Annotated in this window: 21 protein-coding genes, 1 other RNA gene and 1 pseudogene; 10 read left to right on the forward strand and 13 right to left on the reverse strand. The window is 71.5% G+C overall.

The features are described 5' to 3' along the window. Positions 1–40: 40 nt before the first annotated feature. The 5 genes from GUY61_RS01015 to GUY61_RS01035 form a co-directional block, all read right to left on the reverse strand. Positions 41–1,228, reverse strand: a complete 1,188-nt coding sequence (locus GUY61_RS01015) for an NAD(P)/FAD-dependent oxidoreductase (protein WP_166628100.1) — start codon at positions 1,226–1,228, stop codon at positions 41–43. A 12-nt stretch (positions 1,229–1,240) separates the two neighbouring features. Next, entirely contained in the window at positions 1,241–1,471 is a 231-nt protein-coding gene (locus GUY61_RS01020; protein WP_166628101.1) for a phosphopantetheine-binding protein, read from the reverse strand. A gap of 34 nt (positions 1,472–1,505) precedes the next feature. Further along, complete coding sequence (locus GUY61_RS01025; RefSeq protein WP_166628102.1) at positions 1,506–3,092, reverse strand: amino acid adenylation domain-containing protein; 1,587 nt, start codon at positions 3,090–3,092, stop codon at positions 1,506–1,508. 79 nt (positions 3,093–3,171) lie between these two features. Further along, complete coding sequence (locus tag GUY61_RS01030) at positions 3,172–3,768, reverse strand: LmbU family transcriptional regulator (protein ID WP_208105399.1); 597 nt, start codon at positions 3,766–3,768, stop codon at positions 3,172–3,174. Positions 3,769–3,939: 171 nt separating this feature from the next. Continuing rightward, a complete protein-coding gene (locus GUY61_RS01035) occupies positions 3,940–4,155 on the reverse strand; it encodes an MbtH family protein (protein WP_166628103.1) in 216 nt (71 codons plus the stop codon). 401 nt (positions 4,156–4,556) lie between these two features. Between GUY61_RS01035 and GUY61_RS01040 the strand changes: the two genes are divergently transcribed. From GUY61_RS01040 to GUY61_RS01065, 6 genes are all read left to right on the forward strand, one after another. Next, positions 4,557–5,462: a thiamine pyrophosphate-dependent dehydrogenase E1 component subunit alpha gene (locus GUY61_RS01040; RefSeq protein WP_243766079.1), complete on the forward strand. Its 906-nt coding sequence runs from the start codon at positions 4,557–4,559 to the stop codon at positions 5,460–5,462. Next, complete coding sequence (locus GUY61_RS01045; protein WP_166628104.1) at positions 5,462–6,442, forward strand: alpha-ketoacid dehydrogenase subunit beta; 981 nt, start codon at positions 5,462–5,464, stop codon at positions 6,440–6,442. The genes GUY61_RS01040 and GUY61_RS01045 overlap by 1 nt, the downstream gene beginning before the upstream one ends. Continuing rightward, positions 6,439–6,687: a lipoyl domain-containing protein gene (locus GUY61_RS01050; protein ID WP_313896441.1), complete on the forward strand. Its 249-nt coding sequence runs from the start codon at positions 6,439–6,441 to the stop codon at positions 6,685–6,687. The genes GUY61_RS01045 and GUY61_RS01050 overlap by 4 nt, the downstream gene beginning before the upstream one ends. A 43-nt stretch (positions 6,688–6,730) precedes the next feature. Further along, a complete protein-coding gene (locus tag GUY61_RS01055; protein ID WP_166628105.1) occupies positions 6,731–6,979 on the forward strand; it encodes an acyl carrier protein in 249 nt (82 codons plus the stop codon). Beyond that, positions 6,976–7,914, forward strand: coding sequence for a ketoacyl-ACP synthase III (locus GUY61_RS01060; protein WP_166628106.1), 939 nt, complete (start codon positions 6,976–6,978; stop codon positions 7,912–7,914). Before GUY61_RS01055 ends, GUY61_RS01060 begins: the two co-directional genes overlap by 4 nt. Before the next feature lie 170 nt (positions 7,915–8,084). Next, a complete protein-coding gene (locus GUY61_RS01065) occupies positions 8,085–9,131 on the forward strand; it encodes a zinc-binding dehydrogenase (protein ID WP_313896442.1) in 1,047 nt (348 codons plus the stop codon). Positions 9,132–9,145: 14 nt separating this feature from the next. Here the strand turns inward: GUY61_RS01065 and ddaH are convergent, their stop codons facing one another. From ddaH to GUY61_RS01085, 5 genes and pseudogenes are all read right to left on the reverse strand, one after another. Continuing rightward, complete coding sequence (ddaH, locus tag GUY61_RS01070) at positions 9,146–9,961, reverse strand: dimethylargininase (protein WP_398953761.1); 816 nt, start codon at positions 9,959–9,961, stop codon at positions 9,146–9,148. Positions 9,962–10,581: 620 nt separating this feature from the next. Then, the gene (locus GUY61_RS39565) at positions 10,582–10,980 is read right to left on the reverse strand and encodes a hypothetical protein (RefSeq protein ID WP_243766080.1); all 399 of its coding nucleotides are present in this window, start codon (positions 10,978–10,980) and stop codon (positions 10,582–10,584) included. Between the two features lie 140 nt (positions 10,981–11,120). Next, positions 11,121–11,522: pseudogene (locus GUY61_RS41755) on the reverse strand (hypothetical protein); the annotation flags it as partial. Positions 11,523–11,604: 82 nt separating this feature from the next. Continuing rightward, an RNA gene (gene rnpB, locus GUY61_RS01080) (RNase P RNA component class A) lies at positions 11,605–12,010 on the reverse strand. 40 nt (positions 12,011–12,050) lie between these two features. Continuing rightward, positions 12,051–12,620: a Uma2 family endonuclease gene (locus GUY61_RS01085; protein WP_166628117.1), complete on the reverse strand. Its 570-nt coding sequence runs from the start codon at positions 12,618–12,620 to the stop codon at positions 12,051–12,053. Between the two features lie 272 nt (positions 12,621–12,892). Between GUY61_RS01085 and GUY61_RS01090 the strand changes: the two genes are divergently transcribed. The 3 genes from GUY61_RS01090 (at position 12,893) to eda (ending at position 15,267) form a co-directional block, all read left to right on the forward strand. Then, positions 12,893–13,546, forward strand: a complete 654-nt coding sequence (locus GUY61_RS01090) for a hypothetical protein (RefSeq protein ID WP_313896443.1) — start codon at positions 12,893–12,895, stop codon at positions 13,544–13,546. A gap of 211 nt (positions 13,547–13,757) precedes the next feature. Beyond that, positions 13,758–14,558 (forward strand): peroxide stress protein YaaA, encoded by an 801-nt coding sequence (gene yaaA, locus GUY61_RS01095; RefSeq protein WP_166628108.1) that lies wholly within the window; start codon positions 13,758–13,760, stop codon positions 14,556–14,558. Positions 14,559–14,616: 58 nt separating this feature from the next. Further along, positions 14,617–15,267: a bifunctional 4-hydroxy-2-oxoglutarate aldolase/2-dehydro-3-deoxy-phosphogluconate aldolase gene (eda, locus tag GUY61_RS01100; protein WP_166628109.1), complete on the forward strand. Its 651-nt coding sequence runs from the start codon at positions 14,617–14,619 to the stop codon at positions 15,265–15,267. Between the two features lie 135 nt (positions 15,268–15,402). Here eda and GUY61_RS01105 read toward each other — a convergent pair whose 3' ends face one another. The 3 genes from GUY61_RS01105 to GUY61_RS01110 all read right to left on the reverse strand — a co-directional run bounded on the left by GUY61_RS01105 (position 15,403) and on the right by GUY61_RS01110 (position 18,479). Then, on the reverse strand, positions 15,403–16,731 hold the full coding sequence (locus GUY61_RS01105) for a bifunctional RNase H/acid phosphatase (protein ID WP_313896444.1): 1,329 nt from the start codon (positions 16,729–16,731) through the stop codon (positions 15,403–15,405). 5 nt (positions 16,732–16,736) lie between these two features. Continuing rightward, positions 16,737–17,480, reverse strand: a complete 744-nt coding sequence (locus GUY61_RS38970; RefSeq protein WP_208105406.1) for a zinc ribbon domain-containing protein — start codon at positions 17,478–17,480, stop codon at positions 16,737–16,739. Between the two features lie 63 nt (positions 17,481–17,543). Continuing rightward, on the reverse strand, positions 17,544–18,479 hold the full coding sequence (locus GUY61_RS01110) for a Nif3-like dinuclear metal center hexameric protein (RefSeq protein WP_166628110.1): 936 nt from the start codon (positions 18,477–18,479) through the stop codon (positions 17,544–17,546). A gap of 186 nt (positions 18,480–18,665) precedes the next feature. On the opposite strand from GUY61_RS01110, the gene GUY61_RS01115 reads away from it, so the two are divergent. Next, positions 18,666–20,126, forward strand: a 1,461-nt coding sequence (locus GUY61_RS01115) for a hypothetical protein (protein ID WP_398953768.1), incomplete at its 3' end; no start/stop codon positions are given.

Raw genomic sequence — 20,126 nt, forward strand, 5'->3', positions numbered from 1 at the left:
GTCTCCAAATCGGCAGAACCACCAGGGAGCCATCCGCCACTCAGCTCTGATCGAGTACCGCCAAGAGCTGGTCGTTGTAGAAGTCGTCGAAGGAGATCGCGCCCGACAGCGTCGAGAAATACCGGTCGATCAGCTCCTGGTGACCGACCAGGCTCCGCAACATCTCCGCCTGTCCCTCGGGCTTGAGCTCAGCCACGTTGAGCGCGCCCTGGTAGAAGTTGAGGAAGATATCGGTCAGGTCGTTCTCGTAGCGCTTCAGCGCCGCATGGAGCGCGGCGTCGTCGTGCAGTCCGTCCCCGATGTGCCCGGCGAGTGACTGGGCCTGTATGAAGGCGTCGGTGATACCGCGGGCGGTGATGGAGTCCTTGTGGTGCACGGCGTCGCCGAGGAGCACCCACCCGGGTCCGTAGGCCTTGCGGAAGTAGTTCTCCTGGTGCCCCGTGCCGTACAGCTGCTCCACCCGGCTGCCCGCCGACATCCGCTCGTACAACTCGGGGGTCGTCGTGCGGACGGCTTCGAGGAAGGCGGGTTCCACCGCGGTACGGACCTCGGAGAACTCGCTCTGCGGGAAGTAGGCCATGATCAGCTTGAGGTCGTCGTTGGTGGGGATGACGCCGATCCAGCGCCCCGGCCGCTCGTACAGCTCGAAGTGCGCGGGAACCCCGGCCCAGTAGCTGTAGTAGGTGCAGGTCATCCGCGGGTGCTCGATGACGTTCGGGGCGCCGACCTTGCGGGCCACCAGCGATCGCATGCCGTCCGCGCCGACGACCAGGCGGGCCCGTTCCGTCGCCTCGGCGCCACCGGGCGTCGTGTACCGGACCCCGATGACCCGGTCGTCCTCGTACAGCAGATCGTGGACCGCGCAGGCTTCCCGGAACTCCACACCGGACGCCACGGCACCGCCCGCGAGGATCGGGTCGAGCACGAACCGCCTCGGCGCGTACGTGGTCCGGTGGCCGTCGACGGGCAGGGAGAAGCCGTCCAGCCGGACACCGGGCGCCTCGAAGCTCTGATGGTCGATCGGCTGACAGCCCGCGGCGCGGAGTTCGTCGAGCAGCCCCCACCGGTCGAGCAGCGCCACGCCCGGTTGATGGATGTAGTGCGAGGACAGGGTGTCCTGCGGGAACCGCGCTTTCTCCAGGAGCAGGACGCGATACCCCTGCTGAGCGAACAGCATGGCCGCCGGCGAACCAGCACAACGGGCGCCTATGACAACTACGTCGTACATGGCCCTCTCTTACTATTGGGTTACCGTGCCCAGGGATTCGATGTACGCGGAAATCGACGCCACCGTCGGGTTGAGGAACATCTGATCCATCGGAACTTCGACGCCCAGTTCCTCGATAAATTCCCCCTGTATTTTGGCCATGATCACAGACTGGCCGCCCAGGGCGAAGAAATTGTCGTCGACCGATATGTCATCGCGTCGGAGTTCCCGGCACCAAATGGTGCGTACGCTGTCGGCAATCATCACAGCCCTCTCGCTCGTAATCAAGGCCGGTCGTCTATTCCGTCCGCCCTCTGCCGGCGTACTGCTTTCGCAATTCTTCGGCCAGCGCCGCCCGGTCCGCTTTCCCGTGCGGGCTCAACGGAATGCGCGGGATACTGAGGAATCTGGCCGGGACCATGTTCCGTGGCAGCGTCTCGAGGAGGCGGGCGCGCACGTCGTTCTCGGCGAGGTCGTCGCCCGCCGGCTCGATGAACGCGATCAGCTCGGTCTCACCGGAGGCGGTGTGGCCGACCACCACGGCGGCCTGCCGGACCCCGGCCAGCCTGCCCAGCGCGCGTTCGACATCGGCCGGGTCGATGCGCATGCCCCGCACCTTGACCTGCGCGTCCATCCGGCCGGCGACGACGAGGTCTCCCTCCTCGTTCACCTGGCCGCGGTCGCCCGTGCGGTACAGCCGCCGCGGCTCGCCGTCGACCTCGACCGTCGTGAACCGCTGGGACTCGGGCCCTGTGCCGCCCAGGTATCCCGCGCCGACACTGGCCCCGGAGATGCAGATCTCGCCGTACTCCCCCGCCGCGACACCGCGCATCCGCTCGTCGAGCAGGTGGATGTCGGTGTTGTGGGCCGGCCTGCCGACCGGTGCGATGTCGTGGTCGCCGGGCCGGTAGTCGGCAAGATCGAACGACGTCGCGACGTCCGTGCACTCGGCGACGCCGTACTGGTGCAGGAGGGTGCAGGTGTTTCCCTCGCGCCGGGCCCAATCCAGGAGCCGTTCCACATGCAGCGGCTCACCGCCGAACAGCATGTAGTCGAGCCGGGTGAGCGCGTCGCCGCCCCGCGCTGTCTCCCAGTCCACCAGCACGTACAGCGTGCTGGAGGCGCAGTGCACCACGCGTATCTCGTGCTGGGTCAGCATGCGGTAGGCCATCGCGGCGTCGAAGTTCCGGCTCGCCATCAGGTACTGGGTGGCACCGCAGAACAACGGCATCATCAGGCTGCGCTGGGAGAGGTCGAACCCGAACGCGCTGACGACCAGGTTGTGCGACCCGGCATGCAGGCCGTACTCCAGCGTCAGCCAGTTCAACAGGTTGAACCAGCCCTCGTGCCGCACCGCGGTCACCTTCGGCGTACCGGTCGACCCGGACGTGAAGACCGCGTAGCACACGTCGTCCCCGGTGACCCGGACGTCAGGACCGGTCATCGGGAGTCCTTCGAGGTGCTCGGACAGCCGCTGGAGATCGACGACCTCGACGGCCGCCGACTCGACCAGCCCGGCCGTCGCCGGGGAGGCCACGATCAAGGCGAGATCGGGGACCTGCCCCAGCAGCAGCCGGAGCCTCGCCGCCGGATAGGAGGGGTCGAACGGTACGTAGGCCGCGCCCGCCTTCAGCGTGCCGAGGACGGCGACGACCATGTCGAGCGAGTAGTCGAGGCAGACACCGACCTTCGCGCCCCGGCCGTGTCCGCGCGCCGTGAGGAAGTGCGCGAACCGGTTGGCCCGCGCGTTCAGCTGTGCGTACGTCATCTGCCGCCCGGCGCAGAAGACGGCGACGGCGTCGGGGGTGGCTTCCGCGTGCGCCTCGAACTGCTTGTGGACGACGGGCGCCGAGGGCAGGGCGACCCGCTTTCCCTGGAGGATCATCAACTGACTCCGATGTGACGGGTGTCCGATCGCGCGACGAACTCCGCAGGGCGGTCCGGCACCTCTGGGCGGTGCGCCGCTAGGCGATGCGCCGATCGGCGGCGTCGAGCACCTGGGTCACCCACTTGTCGACGGGCAGACCGTGCGCGGCGGCCGCTTTCGAGTAGTAGTCCAGTTGGCCGGCGGACAGCTCGATGGTGAGCGTGGTGACCTTCCGCCGACGCTTGTCGGCGCCCGCCGACTCGGCCGGCCGGGGTGCCTCTTGCTTGTCGTCGCCGCTTGCCGGCGGGATGTCGATCTGGTGGCGCTGCTCGGCCAGACCGGCGCGAACCGCCCTGCGGAGTTCGTTGCGCGACCACTTGCGCTGTTCGGCTTTCCGCAGCCAGTAGTCCTGCTCCGGCGGCGACAGGCGGGTCACCTCGGCGTGGTGGGCGAAGCTGAGACCGTCCCGCCTGCGGTGGTGCTCGAACCGCCGGGCCACCCACGCGTAGTTGCGCAAGGTCTGGTAGTCGAGCCCTGTTCTCTCGATCGCCTCGCGGTAGCGCCGCAGCCCGTAGGTGGATTCCCCGAAGATCAGCCAGTCGGCGAGCCACCACGCCGAGGAGTTCGTGAATTCGCGCAGGCTGGCCCCGATCCGTTCCCAGGACCGCTGCGACAGGTCCGGCGGGAAGACCATCCCCGTCTGCTGCACCTTTGCCTGATTCCCGACGATGGGCAGAACCACATCGCGCTGCGCGGCCTCATCACCAGTGCCCTTCGGCCCCGCCTCGTGACTGCTCGCGGTCCTCACAGAACGCCCCCCACAACCTTCATTCGCGTCAGCTCCTCCCGCTGGTCCGGCCGGCGTTCAGTCCGCCGCCATGGCCTCCCGCAGGCTCCTCGGGCGCAGGTCGGTCCAGTTCTGCTCGACGTACTCCAGGCATTCGGTCCTGGCCGCCTCGCCGAAGACCACGCGCCAGCCTCCGGGCACCTCGGCGAATACCGGCCACAGGGAGTGCTGGTCCTCGTCGTTGACCACGACGTAGAAGCGGCCGTTCTCATCATCGAAAGGGTTCGTGCTCACTGCCACCGTCCTTAACGGTCACGAAGTGACTCGGGATGGGAAAACAGGGTGACTCGAGAGAGGAAATCGCCAGAGCCGGGCGAGTTCACCGACGGCGTTGTCCTGTCGACGGGACACCCGGCATCCGCAGTCACCTGGGACGCCGGTGCCACCGTACGGGACCGTAAGACTCGACCGTCAACGCCGCAAGGGCGGCAGAATCGCTGAACTCCCGCTCGCCCGCCAGAACCTGTATCCCACCGGGGTTGTGTGCCACCATGACCGATCAGTGACCCGTGAATGGGCCTGCTCAAATTCGGGTTCAGCCAATCTCCTTGCGCCGAGGCGATCGAGAGCGCGCGCAGTCAATTGCACGACGCCAGAAAGCTCATCGACGAACCTGCGACTGGTGATCAATGGCCTTGAAGTCAGAATCCGAGTACGCGACAGATCCCGACGACGACACACGGCGGTCGCTGTTGCGGCACATGCTGGTGGCGAGGGGCATCGACGAGGAGGGTCGCCAACTCCAGAAGCAGGGCGCGCTCGACCTCTGGCTTTCCTGCCAGGGGCAGGAGGCCGCGCAGGTGGGCTCCGCGCTCGCCGTGGGCCCGGCCCCGACCGTCTTCCCCAGTTACCGCGAGCACGCGGTCGCCCTCCTACGGGGCGTGACGCCGGACGAACTGTTCGCACAGTGGGCCGGCCGCACGTTCTGCGGCTGGGACCCGCGCCGGCTGCGGTTCTTCCCCTACACGTTGGTCCTGGCCGCGCAGACGCTGCACGCCGTCGGCTACTCGATCGGGCAACGGCTCCAGGGGCTGGAGGACTTCGTCGTCATGTACATAGGCGACGGCGCCACCAGCGAGGGCGACATGTCGGAGGCGATGAACCTCGCCGCCGTCGAGTCGGCGTCCGTGCTGTTCGTCTGCCAGAACAACGGCTGGGCCATCTCGAAACCGGCCGAGGAGCAAATGCACACCTCGCTGGCCGAACGCGCCCGGGGTTTCGGGATCGAGTCCGCCCGGATCCCGGGCCAGGACCCGGAGACCGTCTTCTCGGCCTGCTCCCGGGCCGCCGCCCACGTCCGCGGGCAGCGGGCGCCGTACCTCGTCGAGATCCAGGTGGGGCGTATCCACGGTCACTCGACCTCCGACGCCCAGGAGGTCTACCGAACCGCCGAGGACATCGAGCGGACCAGGGCCGCGGATCCGGTGACCGCGTACGCGGCGCGGCTGAGCGGCCTGGGACTGGTGGACACCGTGTGGCTGGACGCCGTTCACGCCGAAGTGCGGGAGCTGCGCCTGCGGTTGATGAAGGAGTACGCGTGATGAGCACCGTACGCTCCGCCGGCCTGGCGGAATCGATCAACGCGGCCCTCGCCGACCTGCTCGAACAGGAACCGAGACTGCTGCTGCTCGGCGAGGACATCGGACGCCTGGGCGGTGTGTTCCGGGTGACCCGAGGCCTCAGGGAACGTTTCGGCGGGGACCGGGTGCGCGACGCGCTGCTGGCCGAGTCCACCATCGTCGGCCAGGCCGTCGGCATGGCGATGAGCGGGCTGGTGCCGGTCTGCGAGATCCAGTTCGACGGGTTCACCTATCCCGCGGTGAACCAGCTGGTGACCCAGGCGGCCCGGATCGGCGGCCGGTGGAACGGACGGATCAGCCCGAGCCTGGTGGTGCGAATCCCGACCGGCGGCGGGTTCCGGGGCGTCGAGCACCACAGCGAGTCCAACGAGGCGCTCTTCGCCCGCGTCCCGGGGCTCTCGGTGGCCTGCCCCTCCACCGGCGAGGACGCCGACCAGATCCTGCGGTACGCGGTGACGCTCGGTTCGCCCGTGGTGATGTACGAGCCGATCCGCCTGTATTGGCGGCGGAACACCCCCGCCCGCGACCCGGAGCCGGCGAGGTCGCCGACCGCGGCCCGGGTGGTGCGGCGTGGCACGGACCTGACGATCGCCACGTACGGCGCGATCACCCACGAGGTGCTGGAAGCGGCGCACACGCTCGGCCCCGATGTCGACGTCGAGGTGGTGGATCTGCGCTGGGTGGCCCCGCTCGATCTGGACACGGTCCTTGAGTCCGTCGCCCGCACCGGGCGACTGCTCATCGTGCACGAGGGGTCGAAGGACGTCGGCATCGGTGCCGAGATCGCCGCGGCCGTGGCCGAACACGGCTTCGACGCGCTGAGGGGGCCGGTCCGCCGGCTGGCGCCCGCCCGCCGCGCCTATCCCCCGGCGGACTTCGAGAAGGACTACCTGATCGGTGTCCAGGAGATCAAGGACGAGGTGCTGGTGATGACGGAGTGAGCGATTCCCTCGTGGACATGCACGTCCCCGGCTTCGGGCACGGCCTCGCCGAGGCCCTGCTGATCGAGTGGGTCGCCGGTGTGGGCGACCGGGTCGAGCGGGGGGACGCCGTCGCGGTCGTCGAGACCGACAAGGCCAGCACGGAGATCGTGGCGGAGCGCGACGGCCGGGTCGCGGCCCACTGCGCCACGGCCGGCACGGTCCTCAAGTCCGGTGAGGTGCTGTACCGGTTGGCGGCCGAGTAGCCCCCGGGATCCGATGAGCCAGTCATCCGAACGGAGAAGGAACATGAGCGACATCGAAAGCCGTATCGCGGACACCATGCTGGCCAAACTGCGCGAGCGCGACCCGTCGCTGGGCCCCGACGACCTCGCCCGGCCGGTCGGCGAGGTCGACCTCGACTCCCTCGACCTGGTCGAGCTGCACCAGCGCCTGGAGCGCGAGCTCCAGGTCAAGGGCGACCTCAAGGAGACCGCGGGCTTCGCCTTCCTGGACGAGTTCACCGCCTACTTCGTGAAGCTGGCGAGCCGGGGATGAGCGCGGGCATCGTCGACATCGCCACCGCGAAGCCGGGCCGGAGGATCGACAACGACCACTTCGCGTCGATCGGACTCACCGACGAGTGGATCCGGCGCCGCAGCGGCATCGGATCCCGCTCCTGGCTGCCGGACGAGACCCCGCTGGCGGAGGTGGCGGCGGAGGCCTGCGCGCCGATCGTGACCAGGACGGACGCCCCCTCCTCGATCGACGCCCTGATCGTCGTCAGCACCTCGGTGCGGCAGCGCATCCCGGGTATCGCGCAGAAGGTGGCCCAGCTCGCCGGGCTGGGGCCCTCGGTTCTGGCCCTCGACATGAACGCGGCCTGCTGCGGCTTCGTCTACGGCCTGGTCACCGGGCTCTCCTTCTGCGACGCCGGACAGGCGCGGTCGGTCCTGGTGTGCTCGGTGGAGGCCATGTCCCGGATGGTGGACCGCGCGGACCGGCAGACGGCCTGCCTCTTCGGCGACGGCTCCGCGGCCGTCCTGCTGGAGAACCGCGCGGAGTTCACGGGCTTCTGCCGGGTCGCCGGCTGCGACGGCTCCCAGGAGGGGCTCATGCGGGAGACCGAGGCGGGCGGCATCCATCTCGACGGGATGCAGGTGTACGACCGCGCCGTGCGCCGTATGTCCGAATCGGCGCAGTACCTCTTCGACCACGGCCCCGCGCCGACCGTCCTGGTCGGCCACCAGGCCAACAGCCGCATCCTGGAACAGGTCCGCAGCTTCAGCGCCCATCTCGACGTGCCTTTCGTGAACCGCATCGAGAACTCCGGGAACACCTCGTCCGCCTCGATCCCGCTGGCGTTCGCCGCGGAACTGGACGCCGGCTGTCTCCCCGCCGCCGGCCGGCTCGGGGCCGTGGCCTACGGCGCCGGCGAGGCGTGGGGCGGTGTCGCGGTGGACTACCGGCTGCCGGCCGTCCCGGCCCCCTGAGCGCGCCGAGGACCCGGGAACGTACTCGATCACAGGAGGTTGTCATCCACGCACCAGAAGCCTGGGTCCTGCGCTCCGGCGCGACGGCCGGCTCCCACGACGGCGGCCCCGGCCGCGCGCTGCGCCGCGGCCGGTTCTCCTTCGGCCCTCTGGAGGAAGGCGAGGCGCTGGTGGAGCCGATCCTCGGCTCCTGGGAGGCCAACATGGACCACGCGCTGACCCGTTCACCGATCGACGTCTGCAGCAGCCGCGGCGAGGACGCGGTGGTCCTGGGCAACCTGGGCGTGGTGCGCGTGCTCGAGGTGAACGCGGGCGGGCGGGAGGCCCGGGTCCGTGAAGGGGACCTGTGCCTGCTCATGCCGTTCGGCAAGCTCGACCGCTACGACTACGCCGAACTCGCCTACGCCTACGACTGCCCCGGCACCATCGGGCTGCTGGCCAAGCGGACCAAGCTGGACGCACGCCTGCTCCTGCCGGTCCCGGACGGCACGGCGTACTCGCTGCCCCAGTGGGCCACGTACGGGCGGTACTTCACCGCCTGGGACAACTGGCACAAGGCGTACGGCTGTTGGCGGACGCAGGTCGCCGACGACGATCCCGTCGGCCACTTGGTGTTCGGGTGGGGCGGCGGCGTGGCCTTCGCCGAGCTGCTGCTCGCCAAGCGGGCGGGGTTCCGGGTGGCGATGACGGCGGGCTCGGACGAGCGGCTTGCCTTCCTGCGGCAGAACGGCATCACGCCGGTCGACCGCCGCCGGTTCCCCGACCTCTCCCTGCCCGGCCGGCGGGAACGCGCGGACCGGGAACGGCACCGGCGGCGCCGGACGTCGGTCGAGGGCTTCCTGGAGCTCGTCGACGACCTCAGCGACGGCCACGGGGCCTCGATCTTCGTGGACAACATCGGCGAGCCCCTGTACGACGTCACCCTCACGGCGCTGGCCCGCGAGGGCGTCGTCACCACATGCGGCTGGAAGGCGGGGATGCGCGTGTCGCATCTGCGGGGAGCCGAGGCCATCAGCCGGCACATCCATGTGAACACCCATGTGTGGCGGCTGCCGGACTCACCGGACATCCGGGACTTCATGGAGGCCGAGGGCTGGATAGCGCCGAAGGGATCCGACGTGATCTACGACTTCGACCAGGTGCCCGAGCTGGCCGACGACTACGCGAACGGCAGGATCGGCTCGTACTTCCCGCTGTACCGCGTGAACCCTCTCTGACCTGCCCCGGCGGCTCATTCGCGCTCGCGGAGTTCCAGGGTGCAGCACTTGGCACCGCCGCCGCCCTTGAGCAGTTCCGTCATGTCGACGCCGATGGGCTCGAATCCGCGTTCCCGGAGCTGGTCGGGAAGCCGCTCGGCCTGTTGCGCGACCATCACGTGAAGGCCGTCGGACACGGCGTTGAGACCGAATACCGCCGCGTCGGACGCGTCCGCGATAATGGCGTCCGGAAAACGCTCCTCAAGCAGTTCCCTGCTTTCCGGAGAGAACGCCTCGGGGTGGTACATGATTTCGTTGTCGTCGAGCACGGCAAGAGCCGTGTCGAGATGGTAGTACCTGTCGTCGACCAGCGTCAGACCCAGTACGGGCTTTCCGAAGAATTCCGCTGCCTCGTCGTGCGCATTGGGCTCGCTGCGGAATCCGGTGCCCGCCAGGATGACGTCGCCCATGTACAGGAAGTCACCCTCGCCCTCGTTGACGGACTCGGCCTGCCGGGCTTCCCACCCGCGCGCCCGGAACCAGTCCAGATAGGCCGGGGACTCCTCCACGCGCTGTTCGCAACGGAAGCGGGCGACCAGCGCACGGCCGTCCACGACCGTCGCGCCGTTGGCGGAGTACACCATGTCCGGCAGTCCGGCGACGGGTTCGATCAGTTCGACGGTGTGCCCCAGGTCGGCCAGCAGGTCGTGCAGCGTCTTCCACTGGGCGAGTCCGCGCTCCGTGGATGTGGGGCGCGAAGGGTTCATCCACGGGTTTATGGAATAGGAGACTTCAAAGAATGTCGGCTCGCACATGAGGTAATGCCGCGAACGAGCTTGCCGCTTCTCCACTCGGATCTCCTGCCCTCTCGGTCATCCCATACTGTCCTGGTGACGGGACAGTCGGCCCACTGCACCGAAATTACTGCCCGCGAGGCCCATGCGGAATGCCAATTCACATACCCGGCAGCGGCACGCGGGACATGGGCGGCTGGAAATCCAGGACGGCAGGCGCGGGGAGCCACGACGGACGACGCCGGCAAGGCGCCCACAGTAACCGTCGCCGGGACCGTGACCCACCTGCCGCCCGACTTGGCACCGGCACCAGTGCCGATGCCGATGCCGGTGCCGGTGCCGGTGCCGCTGCCGCTGCCGCTGCCGCTGCCAGCCACGGTCGCGGTCGCGGCAATGTGCGTGCCGCGGCCGACGCGGTCCTTGGCGGTGCGCGTCGTGGTGAAGTTCCTCTCGGCGATCTTGATGCCGCGCCGCCGTATCCGGCGGCCCAATGCCTGGGCGGTGAAGGCCATGTCGCCCACGCCGCCGAGGAGCCGGAAGAACCGGCGACGGCGCCGGCAGCGATGTGTGTGCGACGCTGAATGCGGCCCGTACGGCGGTGGACGGGCTGTCGCCGAGGGCGAGGAGTTCCAGCGGCCACCCTCGCGCAACGCCTCGACGAAGGACTCGACGGAGCGTCAGGGCCGTCCGGCGAGGTGTCCGGCCGCTATCCGCGGGGCGAGCGGGAGCCGGCCGCACAGTGCGACGAGCTCGGTGACGGCCGTCCTGCACAGAGTCTCCGGGACCCGGCCGAGGACGGCGGTGAGAACCTCCTCGCTCTCCTTCTGCGACAGCAGGTTGAGAGAGAAGCTGCGGGCACCGTGGACGGAGACGAGGTCGGGCCGGTACTCGCGGTGCAGGGCGAGCACGGCGCAGCTCGGCGAGCCGGGCAGCAGGTCGAAGACCCGTTCGCTGTCGTTGACGTCGTCGGTGACCACGAGCACGCGCCGGTCGGCGAGTCGGCTGCGGAGCACGCCGGTGAGCTGGTGCCGTTCGGTGGGCAGGGCGGAGCCGTCGGCGCCGGAGGCGTGCAGCAACTCGGCGATGATTCGTGCACGGACCGGACTCCGGCGCGGGCGTCGCGGAGGCGTACGTACCACTGCCCGTCGGGACACACGGAGCTGAGCCGGTGCGCTGCGCGCAGCGCGAGCGCTGTCTTACCGATGCCGGGCGGGCCGACGAGGCCGACGAGCGGGACAGCCGTACGGTGGCATGGGGTGAGCGCGGTGACGATCTGCTCCAGCAGTCCCTCCCGGCCGACGAAGCGGGTTGCCTCGGGAATAGGTTGGCGCTGCACCACCCACGGTGCGTTGGGATTGATTGGCTGGACCCCGGTGTTCAGCGGATCACCGACAACGTGCTGGCCAGGGAGCAGGGGCTGGACCGGATCCGATGGGTGGCAGCGAGGGTGGCCGGGGTCGTGAACGCGACGAGCACCGGGAGCCGGGCCGGGTCCGGCTTTCCGTTCGGGGTGAGCGGGATCGAGGGAACCTCGGTGAGGGTCGTCGGCGTCATGTAGTCCGGTAGCACCCGCCGGGCGTCTGCGACGATCTGCCGAGGGTCGCACTTCGCAGCGCATTCTGGTGTGGCTCAGGCGGCGGTTGTGGTGCGTGAGGACCAGAAGGGCGATTGGTGGCCTATGCAGTGCGTGAAAAAAGCGGCAGACGAGTCGGGCTGTACGCCGGGTTCTGTCGCCCGGTCGCCTCGCGGCGGCCGGGGAGACGGCCATCCATCTAGGACCGGCGTTGCCGCCGGCCTCGTGCGGTCTACCCGCGGACTCGGGCGGGCAGCCCTCGAACGTCCGCGCAGGGCCGCCTTTTACAGCGGCCCCTCTTGACCTTGCTCCGGGTGGGGTTTACCGAGCCGTCCGGGTCACCCCGGACGCTGGTGGTCTCTTACACCACCGTTTCACCCTTACCGAGGGCCGAGGCCCCCGGCGGTCTGCTTTCTGTGGCACTGTCCCGCGGGTCACCCCGGGTGGGCGTTACCCACCACCCTGCCCTGTGGAGCCCGGACGTTCCTCGGGGAGATCCAAAAGGATCCCCACGCGGCCGTCCGCCCGGCTCGTCTGCCGTGGGGACCATGCTACCCGGCGGCACGGGGCGGCTCAGACGAAGTCCGACGTCTCCAGCTCGAAGCCGAACGGTTCGGGCAGCGGGAGGGGCTTGCCGAAGGGCACCCGGATGTCCTGCCGGTAGTCGTCGTCCTCCGGATCGCTGAAGAGGGTGAGGGAGGACCTCTCCCGGTCGACGAGGAGGTAGAGGGGGATGCCGCCCCGTGCGTAGCAGCGGCGTTTGGCCTCGCGGTCGCCGTCCGGCCTGGTGGAGGTCACCTCGGCGACCATGGCCACGCCCTCGCAGGGCATCCAGGGCTCGGCGCCGCGGAAGAGTCGCAACGACAGGGGTGCGAAGGTGCCGTCGGGGATGGCGTGGTTCTTGGGACAGACACCCCCGCTCCGCAGCTTGAGGCCCTTGTTCCCGGAGAACTGCATGTCGGTGCGGGCACGCCTGATCACCTGGTTCACGATCAGGCCGATGTAGTCCTCGTGGTCCCCGTCCGGCGGCGGCGTCACAACGATCTCCCCCTCGATCAGCTCGGCCCGGAAGCCTTCCGGCGTGTCCAGCGCCAGGAAGCCCTCCAGCAGGACGTCCTGCTGCGTGCGCGGGGCATGCGCCATGGCCGTCATGTCGCGCTCCTTCCTCGGTCGCTCGCCAGACTGGGACATCGGTGCACCGGCCGTCCGTGAGAGGGGAGATCCTCACTCGATCGTGGCACACGATCACGTTCCCGTGCCGCCGAAGCCCTTTCGCGTGCGTCGCCCGCGCTGCCGGTGGTGCCCGCCCTTGACCCTGCCGCAGCGTCAACGTCTGTACTGCGCTCGACACCGCCGCAGACCCGGACACCCGCGACCAGGTGTACGCGGCGCTGCGCCGGGAGCGCGGCCGCCCGATGAGGACCGCGACCGTGCTGCGCAGGCTGTTCGCCCACGAACCGCGCTCGATGTACAGCCTCGCGCTGTGGATCCTGCGCCGCAGGCACGGCGTACGGGACGGCGACCACCCGGCCCCGTACACCGGCCCGCAGACCGCGACGATGTACGGCTTCGTCTTCGTGTCGGTGGTCGAGACGGTCGTCCTGGCCGTGGCGGTCCCATGGCCCCTGGTGCACCGGATCACCTTGGTCGTGGACGTGTACGGCGTCCTGCTGATGCTCGCCCTGCACGCCTCCTGCGTCACCCGGCCGCATGTCGTCGGCCCGGACGGGTCGCTGCGGCTTCGTTACGGCGCCCTGGCGGACCTGCGCGTCCCGGCGGCGCTCATCGGCTCGGTGCGCGTCGACCGGCGGTTCCCCGACGGCCGGCTGGTGCGGACGGCGGACGACGGCACGCTCGATCCGATCGCGGGCGGACAGACGACGGTGACGGTGGAGCTGACGGGCCCGTGGAGTTCACCCGGCCGCTCGGCCGGCGCGAGCGGGTCACGCGGCTGCGGTTCCACGCCGACGAGCCCGCCGCCCTTCACGCGGGTGCGGGCCGCACTCGCGCCGGCCAGGTCCCCGTCGCAGACTCCGTCACCGTTTCCGTCCCCGGATCCGCTCGCCTGACGCGAATCCTCGGCCCGGCGGCCTGCCCCGGCGGTCCCGTTCCGCCCTCGGGCGCTCCCCAGGCCGCCTGCCCCGGCCCCTGCCCCGGCGGCAGGCGCGCGCCCGCGAGGACTCCCGGCGCAGTGGTGTCCACGGCCGGAGGCCGGGCATCCGCAACGCGGCATTACGCTGCTGCGGGGCCCGTTCCCGCTCGTACCGAAGGAGACCGACCGTGCTCGTCCTGCTGCCGCCGTCCGAAGGCAAGGCCTCCCCGGGGCGCGGGGCACCCCTCGACACCGGCTCGCTGTCCCTGCCGGGGCTGGCGCCGGCGCGGGCGGCCGTCCTCGACGAGCTCGTCGAGCTGTGCTCCGCGGACGGGGAGAAGGCCCGCGAGGTGCTGGGGCTGAGCGAGGGACTGCGCGGCGAGATCGCCAAGAACGCCGCGTTGCGCACCGCCCCGGCCCGGCCCGCCGGGGAGATCTACACGGGTGTGCTGTACGACGCGCTGGGCCTCGCGGAGCTGGACGCGGCGGCGAAGCGGCGGGCCGCACGTTCGCTGCTGGTGTTCTCCGGACTCTGGGGCGCTGTGGGGATCGGCGACCGGATCCCCTCCTACCGCTGCTCGATGGGCGTGCGCCTGCCGGGCCTCGGGCCCCTGGCCGCCCACTGGCGGCCGCACATGGCGCAGGTCATGCCGGAGGCGGCGGGCGCCGGCCTGGTGCTGGACCTGCGGTCGTCGGCGTACGCGGCGGCGTGGAAGCGGAAGGGTGAGGCGGCGGAGCGCACGGCCTCGGTGCGAGTGCTGCACTCCCAGCTCGTGGACGGGGTGGAGAAGCGGTCGGTCGTCAGCCACTTCAACAAGGCGACGAAGGGACGGATCGTTCGCGACCTCCTGGTGGCGGGGGCCGCGCCGGAGGGGCCCGCGGAGCTCGTCGAGGCGCTGCGGGACCTGGGGTACACCGTCGAGGCCGAGGCGCCGCTGCGGGGCGGAAAGCCGTGGTCGGTGGATGTGGTGGTGACCGAGATCCACTAGCGTTGCATCATGCGCAACGCTCGTTGCGGGTGATGTGGGCGGCGGGCAGGATGCCTCCATGACTGCCGCCATGCCCCTCCTCGATCTGGCCCCCGTGGTCCCCGTGGTGGTGCTGGACGACGCCGCCGACGCGGTACCGCTGACCCGGGCGCTGGTCGCCGGCGGTCTGCCCGCCGTCGAGGTCACGCTGCGCACGCCGGCCGCCCTGGACGCGATCCGGGCCGTCGCGGCGGAGGTGCCGGAAGCGGTGGTGGGCGCGGGCACGGTGCTGACCGCGCGGGACGTCTCGGAGGCGGTACGGGCCGGTGCGCGGTTCCTGATCAGCCCGGGGTGGTCGGAGCGGCTGCTGGACGCGATGGTGACGTCGGGCGTGCCGTTCCTGCCGGGGGTTTCGACCGTCTCCGAGGTCGTCGCACTGCTGGAGCGCGGCCTCACCGGCATGAAGTTCTTCCCCGCCGAACCCGCGGGCGGCGTCCCCTATCTGAGCTCCCTCGCGGGTCCGCTGCCCACCGCCCGCTTCTGCCCCACCGGCGGCATCACCCAGGACACCGCCCCCGCCTACCTGCGCCTGCGCAACGTCCCCTGTGTCGGCGGCACGTGGATGGTGCCGCCGGACGCGCTCGCGGCGAAGGAGTGGGGACGGGTGGAGGAGCTGGCCCGCGAGGCCGCCGCGCTGGGCGGACGCCCGCCGCCGTGTACACCGACGTGAACGCCGCCGCCCGGCACGTGCCGCGGCGGGGCAGCGCGGCCGCGGGCCCGGAAGGGCCGCGGCCACAGGGCCGGACGGTCCAGAAGCCGGGGCCCGCACCGGACGTGATGTGCGATCCGGTGCGCGGCCCCGGACTCAGCGCAGGTGTGACGTGTCGTTCAGCAGGCGCAGGCTGGTGTTCCCGTCGGCGTAGTAGGCGACCGCCGAGATCGACGCCGCCGACAGTTCCATCCGGAACAGGGACTCCGGCGGAGCGCCGAGGGCCAGGCGGACCAGCGTCTTGACCGGGGTCACGTGCGTGACGAGGAGGACCGTACGGCCGGCGTAGCGCTCCAGGAGGCGGTCGCGGGTGGCCGCGACCCGGCGGGCCACGGTCGCGAAGCTCTCGCCGCCGCCGCTCGGGGCGGCCTTCGGCGAGGCCAGCCAGGCGTCGAGGTCGTCCGGGTACCGCTCGCGCACCTCGGCGAAGGTCAGCCCCTCCCACGCCCCGAAGTCGGTCTCGCGCAGGCCTTCCTCTATGCGCACGTCGAGCCCGAGGCGCGCGGCGACGGCGGCGGCCGTCTCCCGGCAGCGGCGCAGCGGGGAGCTGACGATGTCCTGGACGGTGCCGCGCGCGGCGAGTGCCGCCGCGACCCGCTCGGCCTGCGCCCGGCCGACGTCCGAGAGGACGGGGTCGGTGCCGCCGCTGCCGGAGAACCGCTTGGACGGGGTGAGCGCCGTCTCGCCGTGGCGCAGCAGGACGAAGGTGGCGGGCGGCCCCACGTCGGCGGAGGAGCCCCAGCCGACGGACCCCTGCTCCTCCGTGGACAGCGGTACCGCCTCGGCGGCGGGCCGTACCGCCTGGGCAGGGGGGCGCCCGGCGGCCACGGCCGACGACGGCGGCGGCGCCGTCTCCGCGGCACGCCCGCCCGCGAGGGCGGCCCGCGCCTTCGCGGCGCCCGCCGCCGCGTCCCCGGGCGGGCCCGCGGGAGTCCCGGGCGCGGTGACCGCGGCCGCCCGGGCGGCGCGCGCGTCGAGGGAGGCCGTGGAGCCCGAGGGCTCCCACTGCCTGCCGCGCCGGCCCGCGTCCATCGCCTCGTTGGCGAGCCGGTCGGCCTGCTTGTTGCGCTCGCGCGGGATCCACTCGTACGTGACCTGCTCGCGCGGGAAGACCAGCCGGGCCTGCGCCGCGAGCGGCTTCATGTCCGGGTGCTTGATCTTCCAGCGGCCGGACATCTGCTCGACGACCAGTTTGGAGTCCATCCGCACCCGGACGCTCGCCTCCGGGTCGAGGGCGTGCGCGGCCCGCAGCCCGGCCAGCAGCCCCTTGTACTCGGCGACGTTGTTGGTGGCGACGCCGATGTACTCGGCGGTCTCCGCGAGTGTCTCGCCCGTGTCCGGGTCGAGGACGACCGCGCCGTATCCCGCGGGCCCCGGGTTGCCCCGGGAACCGCCGTCGGCCTCGACGACGAATGTGCGGCCCACGGCGACTACAGGCCCGACTCGGAGGTGCGCACCAGGATGCGGCGGCAGTTCTCGCACCGTACGACCGTGTCGGGGGCGGCGGCGCGCACCTCGTTGATCTCGGTGATGTTCAGCTCCAGCCGGCAGCCCTCGCAGCGTCGCTGGTAGAGCCGGGCCGCGCCGATGCCGCCCTGCTGGACGCGCAGCTTCTCGTACAGGCTCAGCAGGTCGGCCGGCACGGAGGCGGCGACGACCTCGCGCTCCTTGGTGACGGTGGCGGCCTCGGCGTCGATCTCCCTCAGGGCGGCGTCGCGGCGCGCGGTCGCGTCGTCGGCCTTGGCCTGCACGGAGGAGACCCGCCCGGTGAGCTCGGTGACACGTTCCTGCGCGGACTCGCGGCGTTCCATGATCTCCAGGACGACGTCCTCGAGGTCGCCCTGGCGCTTGGCGAGGGAGACGATCTCGTGCTGGAGGTTCTCGAGGTCCTTGGGCGAGGTGATGGCGCCGGAGTCGAGCCGCTGCTGGTCTCGGGCTGCGCGCTGGCGCACCTGGTCGACGTCCTGCTCGGCCTTGGTCTGCTCGCGCGCGCAGTCGCTCTCCTCGGTCTGCGCGGCGACCAGGAGGTCACGGAGCTGGTTGAGGTCGGAGTTCAGGGCCTCGATCTCGGCGTGCTCGGGCAGGCTCTCCCGCTTGTGGGCGAGCTGCGACAGCCGGACGTCGAGTGCCTGGACGTCGAGGAGTCGGATCTGGTCGGCGGGCGCGGCGTTCAGTTGGGGGCTCCAGAAGGGTGGGTGTCCGAAAGGCGCGTACGGCACTTCCGGGAGGACGGTGGGTTACGAGTCGGCGGGGGCGGCGGGCTCGCTGCCCCCGGGCGGGGCGCCCGCGCCGCCCGCCGTCGGCGGGACGGTGGTGTCCGGCGCGGAGGCCGGGGCGCCGGTGTCCGGGGCGGAGGCCGCGTGGGCGGTCCACGGGTCGGTGACCGTACGCGAGACATGGGTCCGCAGACCCCATCCGTGCCGGTCGGAGATCTCGTCGAGCTGGGCGGCGGCCTGCTCGCACCAGGGCCACTCGGTGGCCCAGTGCGCGGCGTCCACCAGCCCGAGCGCGGTCTGCTGGGTCGCCTCGGAGGCGGGGTGGTGACGCAGGTCGGCGGTCAGGAAGGCGTCGACGCCGGCCGCGCGCACCCGGTCGAAGAGGCTGTCGCCCGAACCGCCGCTGACGGCGACGGTGCGGACCGTGCGGCCAGGGTCGCCCGCGATCCTGATGCCCTGCGCGGTGGCGGGCAGCCGGGCGGCCGCCCGGGACGCGAACTCGGCGAGGGTGAGCGGGTGGTCGAGTTCGCAGATCCGGCCCAGGCCCCGGCGGCCCGCCGGGTCGGCGGGGTCGGGCACCAGCGGCCCCGTCACCCGCAGGTCGAGGGCGCCGGCCAGGGCGTCGCTGACGCCCGGGTCCGCGGTGTCGGCGTTGGTGTGGGCGACGTGCAGCGCGATGTCGTTCTTGATCAGGGTGTGCACGACCCGCCCCTTGAAGTGGGAGGCCGCGACCGTCGTCGTACCGCGCAGATAGAGCGGGTGATGGGTGATCAGCAGATCGGCGCCGAGTCCGACCGCCTCGTCCACGATCTCCTGGACCGGGTCGACGGCGAAGAGGACCCTGGTGACCTCGGCCTCCGGGTCACCGCAGACCGTGCCGACCGCGTCCCACTGCTCGGCCCGCTCGGAGGGCCAGAGGGCTTCGAGGGCGGCGATGACTTCAGTCAGGCGGGGCACGCAGGCAAGGCTACCTGTCCCCCGCGGCCCGGTCTCCTGTCGGCCGCCGGGTCTCCGGCGGGGCACAGTCGTGCGGTCCGGCCGGGCAGGACCGGGAGACCGCCACCCTTATGTGTGAAGTGCGGTGGCTGTCGTTGTCCGGAGGGGACCGCGAAACTAGCTTCGATCACCGGAGGTGAGGGCTTGATGACAGCCTGTGCCATCGAGACGGTGACGGAGAAGGGCGGCGCGCCCCGGCGGCCGGTCGGCCTGGTGATCGCCGCGGACGGTTCCTACGGGGCCCGGCTGGCGCCGCGCGGCGAGCTGTGGTTCCCGGAGCGCTGGACCCTCGGCGGCCCCGAGCCCTACGCGGTGCCGCTGCCCGGCAGCCGGCCGGAGGAGCCGGACAGCGAGGTGCTCCCGCTCGTGGACGGGCGGGTGCTGATCAGGCGCAGGGCCGGGGAGCGGCACACCTTCTCGCTGCTCTACCCGACCGGTCCCGAGACGGGTGAGGTGCTGCTCGGCGCGGTCGACGGCGGGCCGGTCTCGCTGCTGCCGCCCGCTCCCGGCGACTGCGGGGCGTACGCGCTCGTGCCGGGTGAGAGGTCGACCGCGGTCTGGCTGGTGGCGGGCGGGGGGTACGGCCCCGAGCTGGTCGCCCGGGTGCCGGGGCGCTGTTCCGGCGGGGTGTGGCTGGACCGTGCGGGCCGGATGCTCGCACTCGACCAGGAGGCGGAGCGGGGCGGACGCGTCAAGTCCGTCGCGGTGGACCTGGGGCGCGGCGGTGAGGTGTCACCGCTGCTGCAGATCACGGAGGACAGCGACGACCGGCTGCTGCTGGCCGATCCGGAGAGCGGACTGCTGCTGATCCGCTCTGACGCCCCCGGTCACGACCGGCTGGGCTGGGGGGTGCTGGGCAGCTCGCGCCCGGTGCGGTTCCCCGAGTGCCTGCGGCCCGCGGACTCGGTGATGACCCCCTTCGCCGTACAGCCGGGCCAGGTGCTGACCCCGGAGAGCTGCGCGGTGGCGCTGCGCGTCGACGGGGCCTGGGGCTCCTGGCTGGGCGTGTGGCGTCCGGCGGGGCGGCGGCTGCATCAGTTCGCGGCGCCGGAGGGCTGGCTGACCGGCGCCGGGGTGTGGACACCGTCCGGGGTGCTGCGGCTTCCGTATGCGACGGCGAGCGTGCCCTGCGGGGTCGAGCGGATCGAAATCCCGCAGGACGACCAGGAGTTCGCCGCTCCGTCCGGTGCCGCGGCCACCGGTGCGGTCGGCGAGCGACGGGCCACCGCGCCCGGGGAGGAACGGGGCGAAGAGACGCCGGGTCCGCCCCCCTCCGACAGACCGTCCTCTCCCGAGGGGGCGGTTGCGGAGGCGGCGGACGCGGAGGCGGCGAAGGCGGGCCGGGTCACGGAGGGCAGCGCTCCGTACGCGGCCGTGGTCCCGCAGCGGGGAACGGTGAGGACGCTGGGGACGGTGCCCGATCCGCGTACGGGCCCGGCGCCTACGAGCGCGGGAACGGGCACCGGCTCGGTCGCGAATGCGAGCCCGGGGGCCTGTGCGGGCTCCGTGACGGATGCGAACGCGAGTGCGGGCACGGAGCGCACGGGCTCGGAGGCAACGGACGCCGCCGTGCGGCCGGGTTCCGCGGGCGGTGATCCCGCCCCGGAC

Origin of the sequence: Streptomyces sp. GC420 (genome assembly GCF_009916105.1) — a bacterium.
GTDB lineage: Bacteria > Actinomycetota > Actinomycetes > Streptomycetales > Streptomycetaceae > Streptomyces.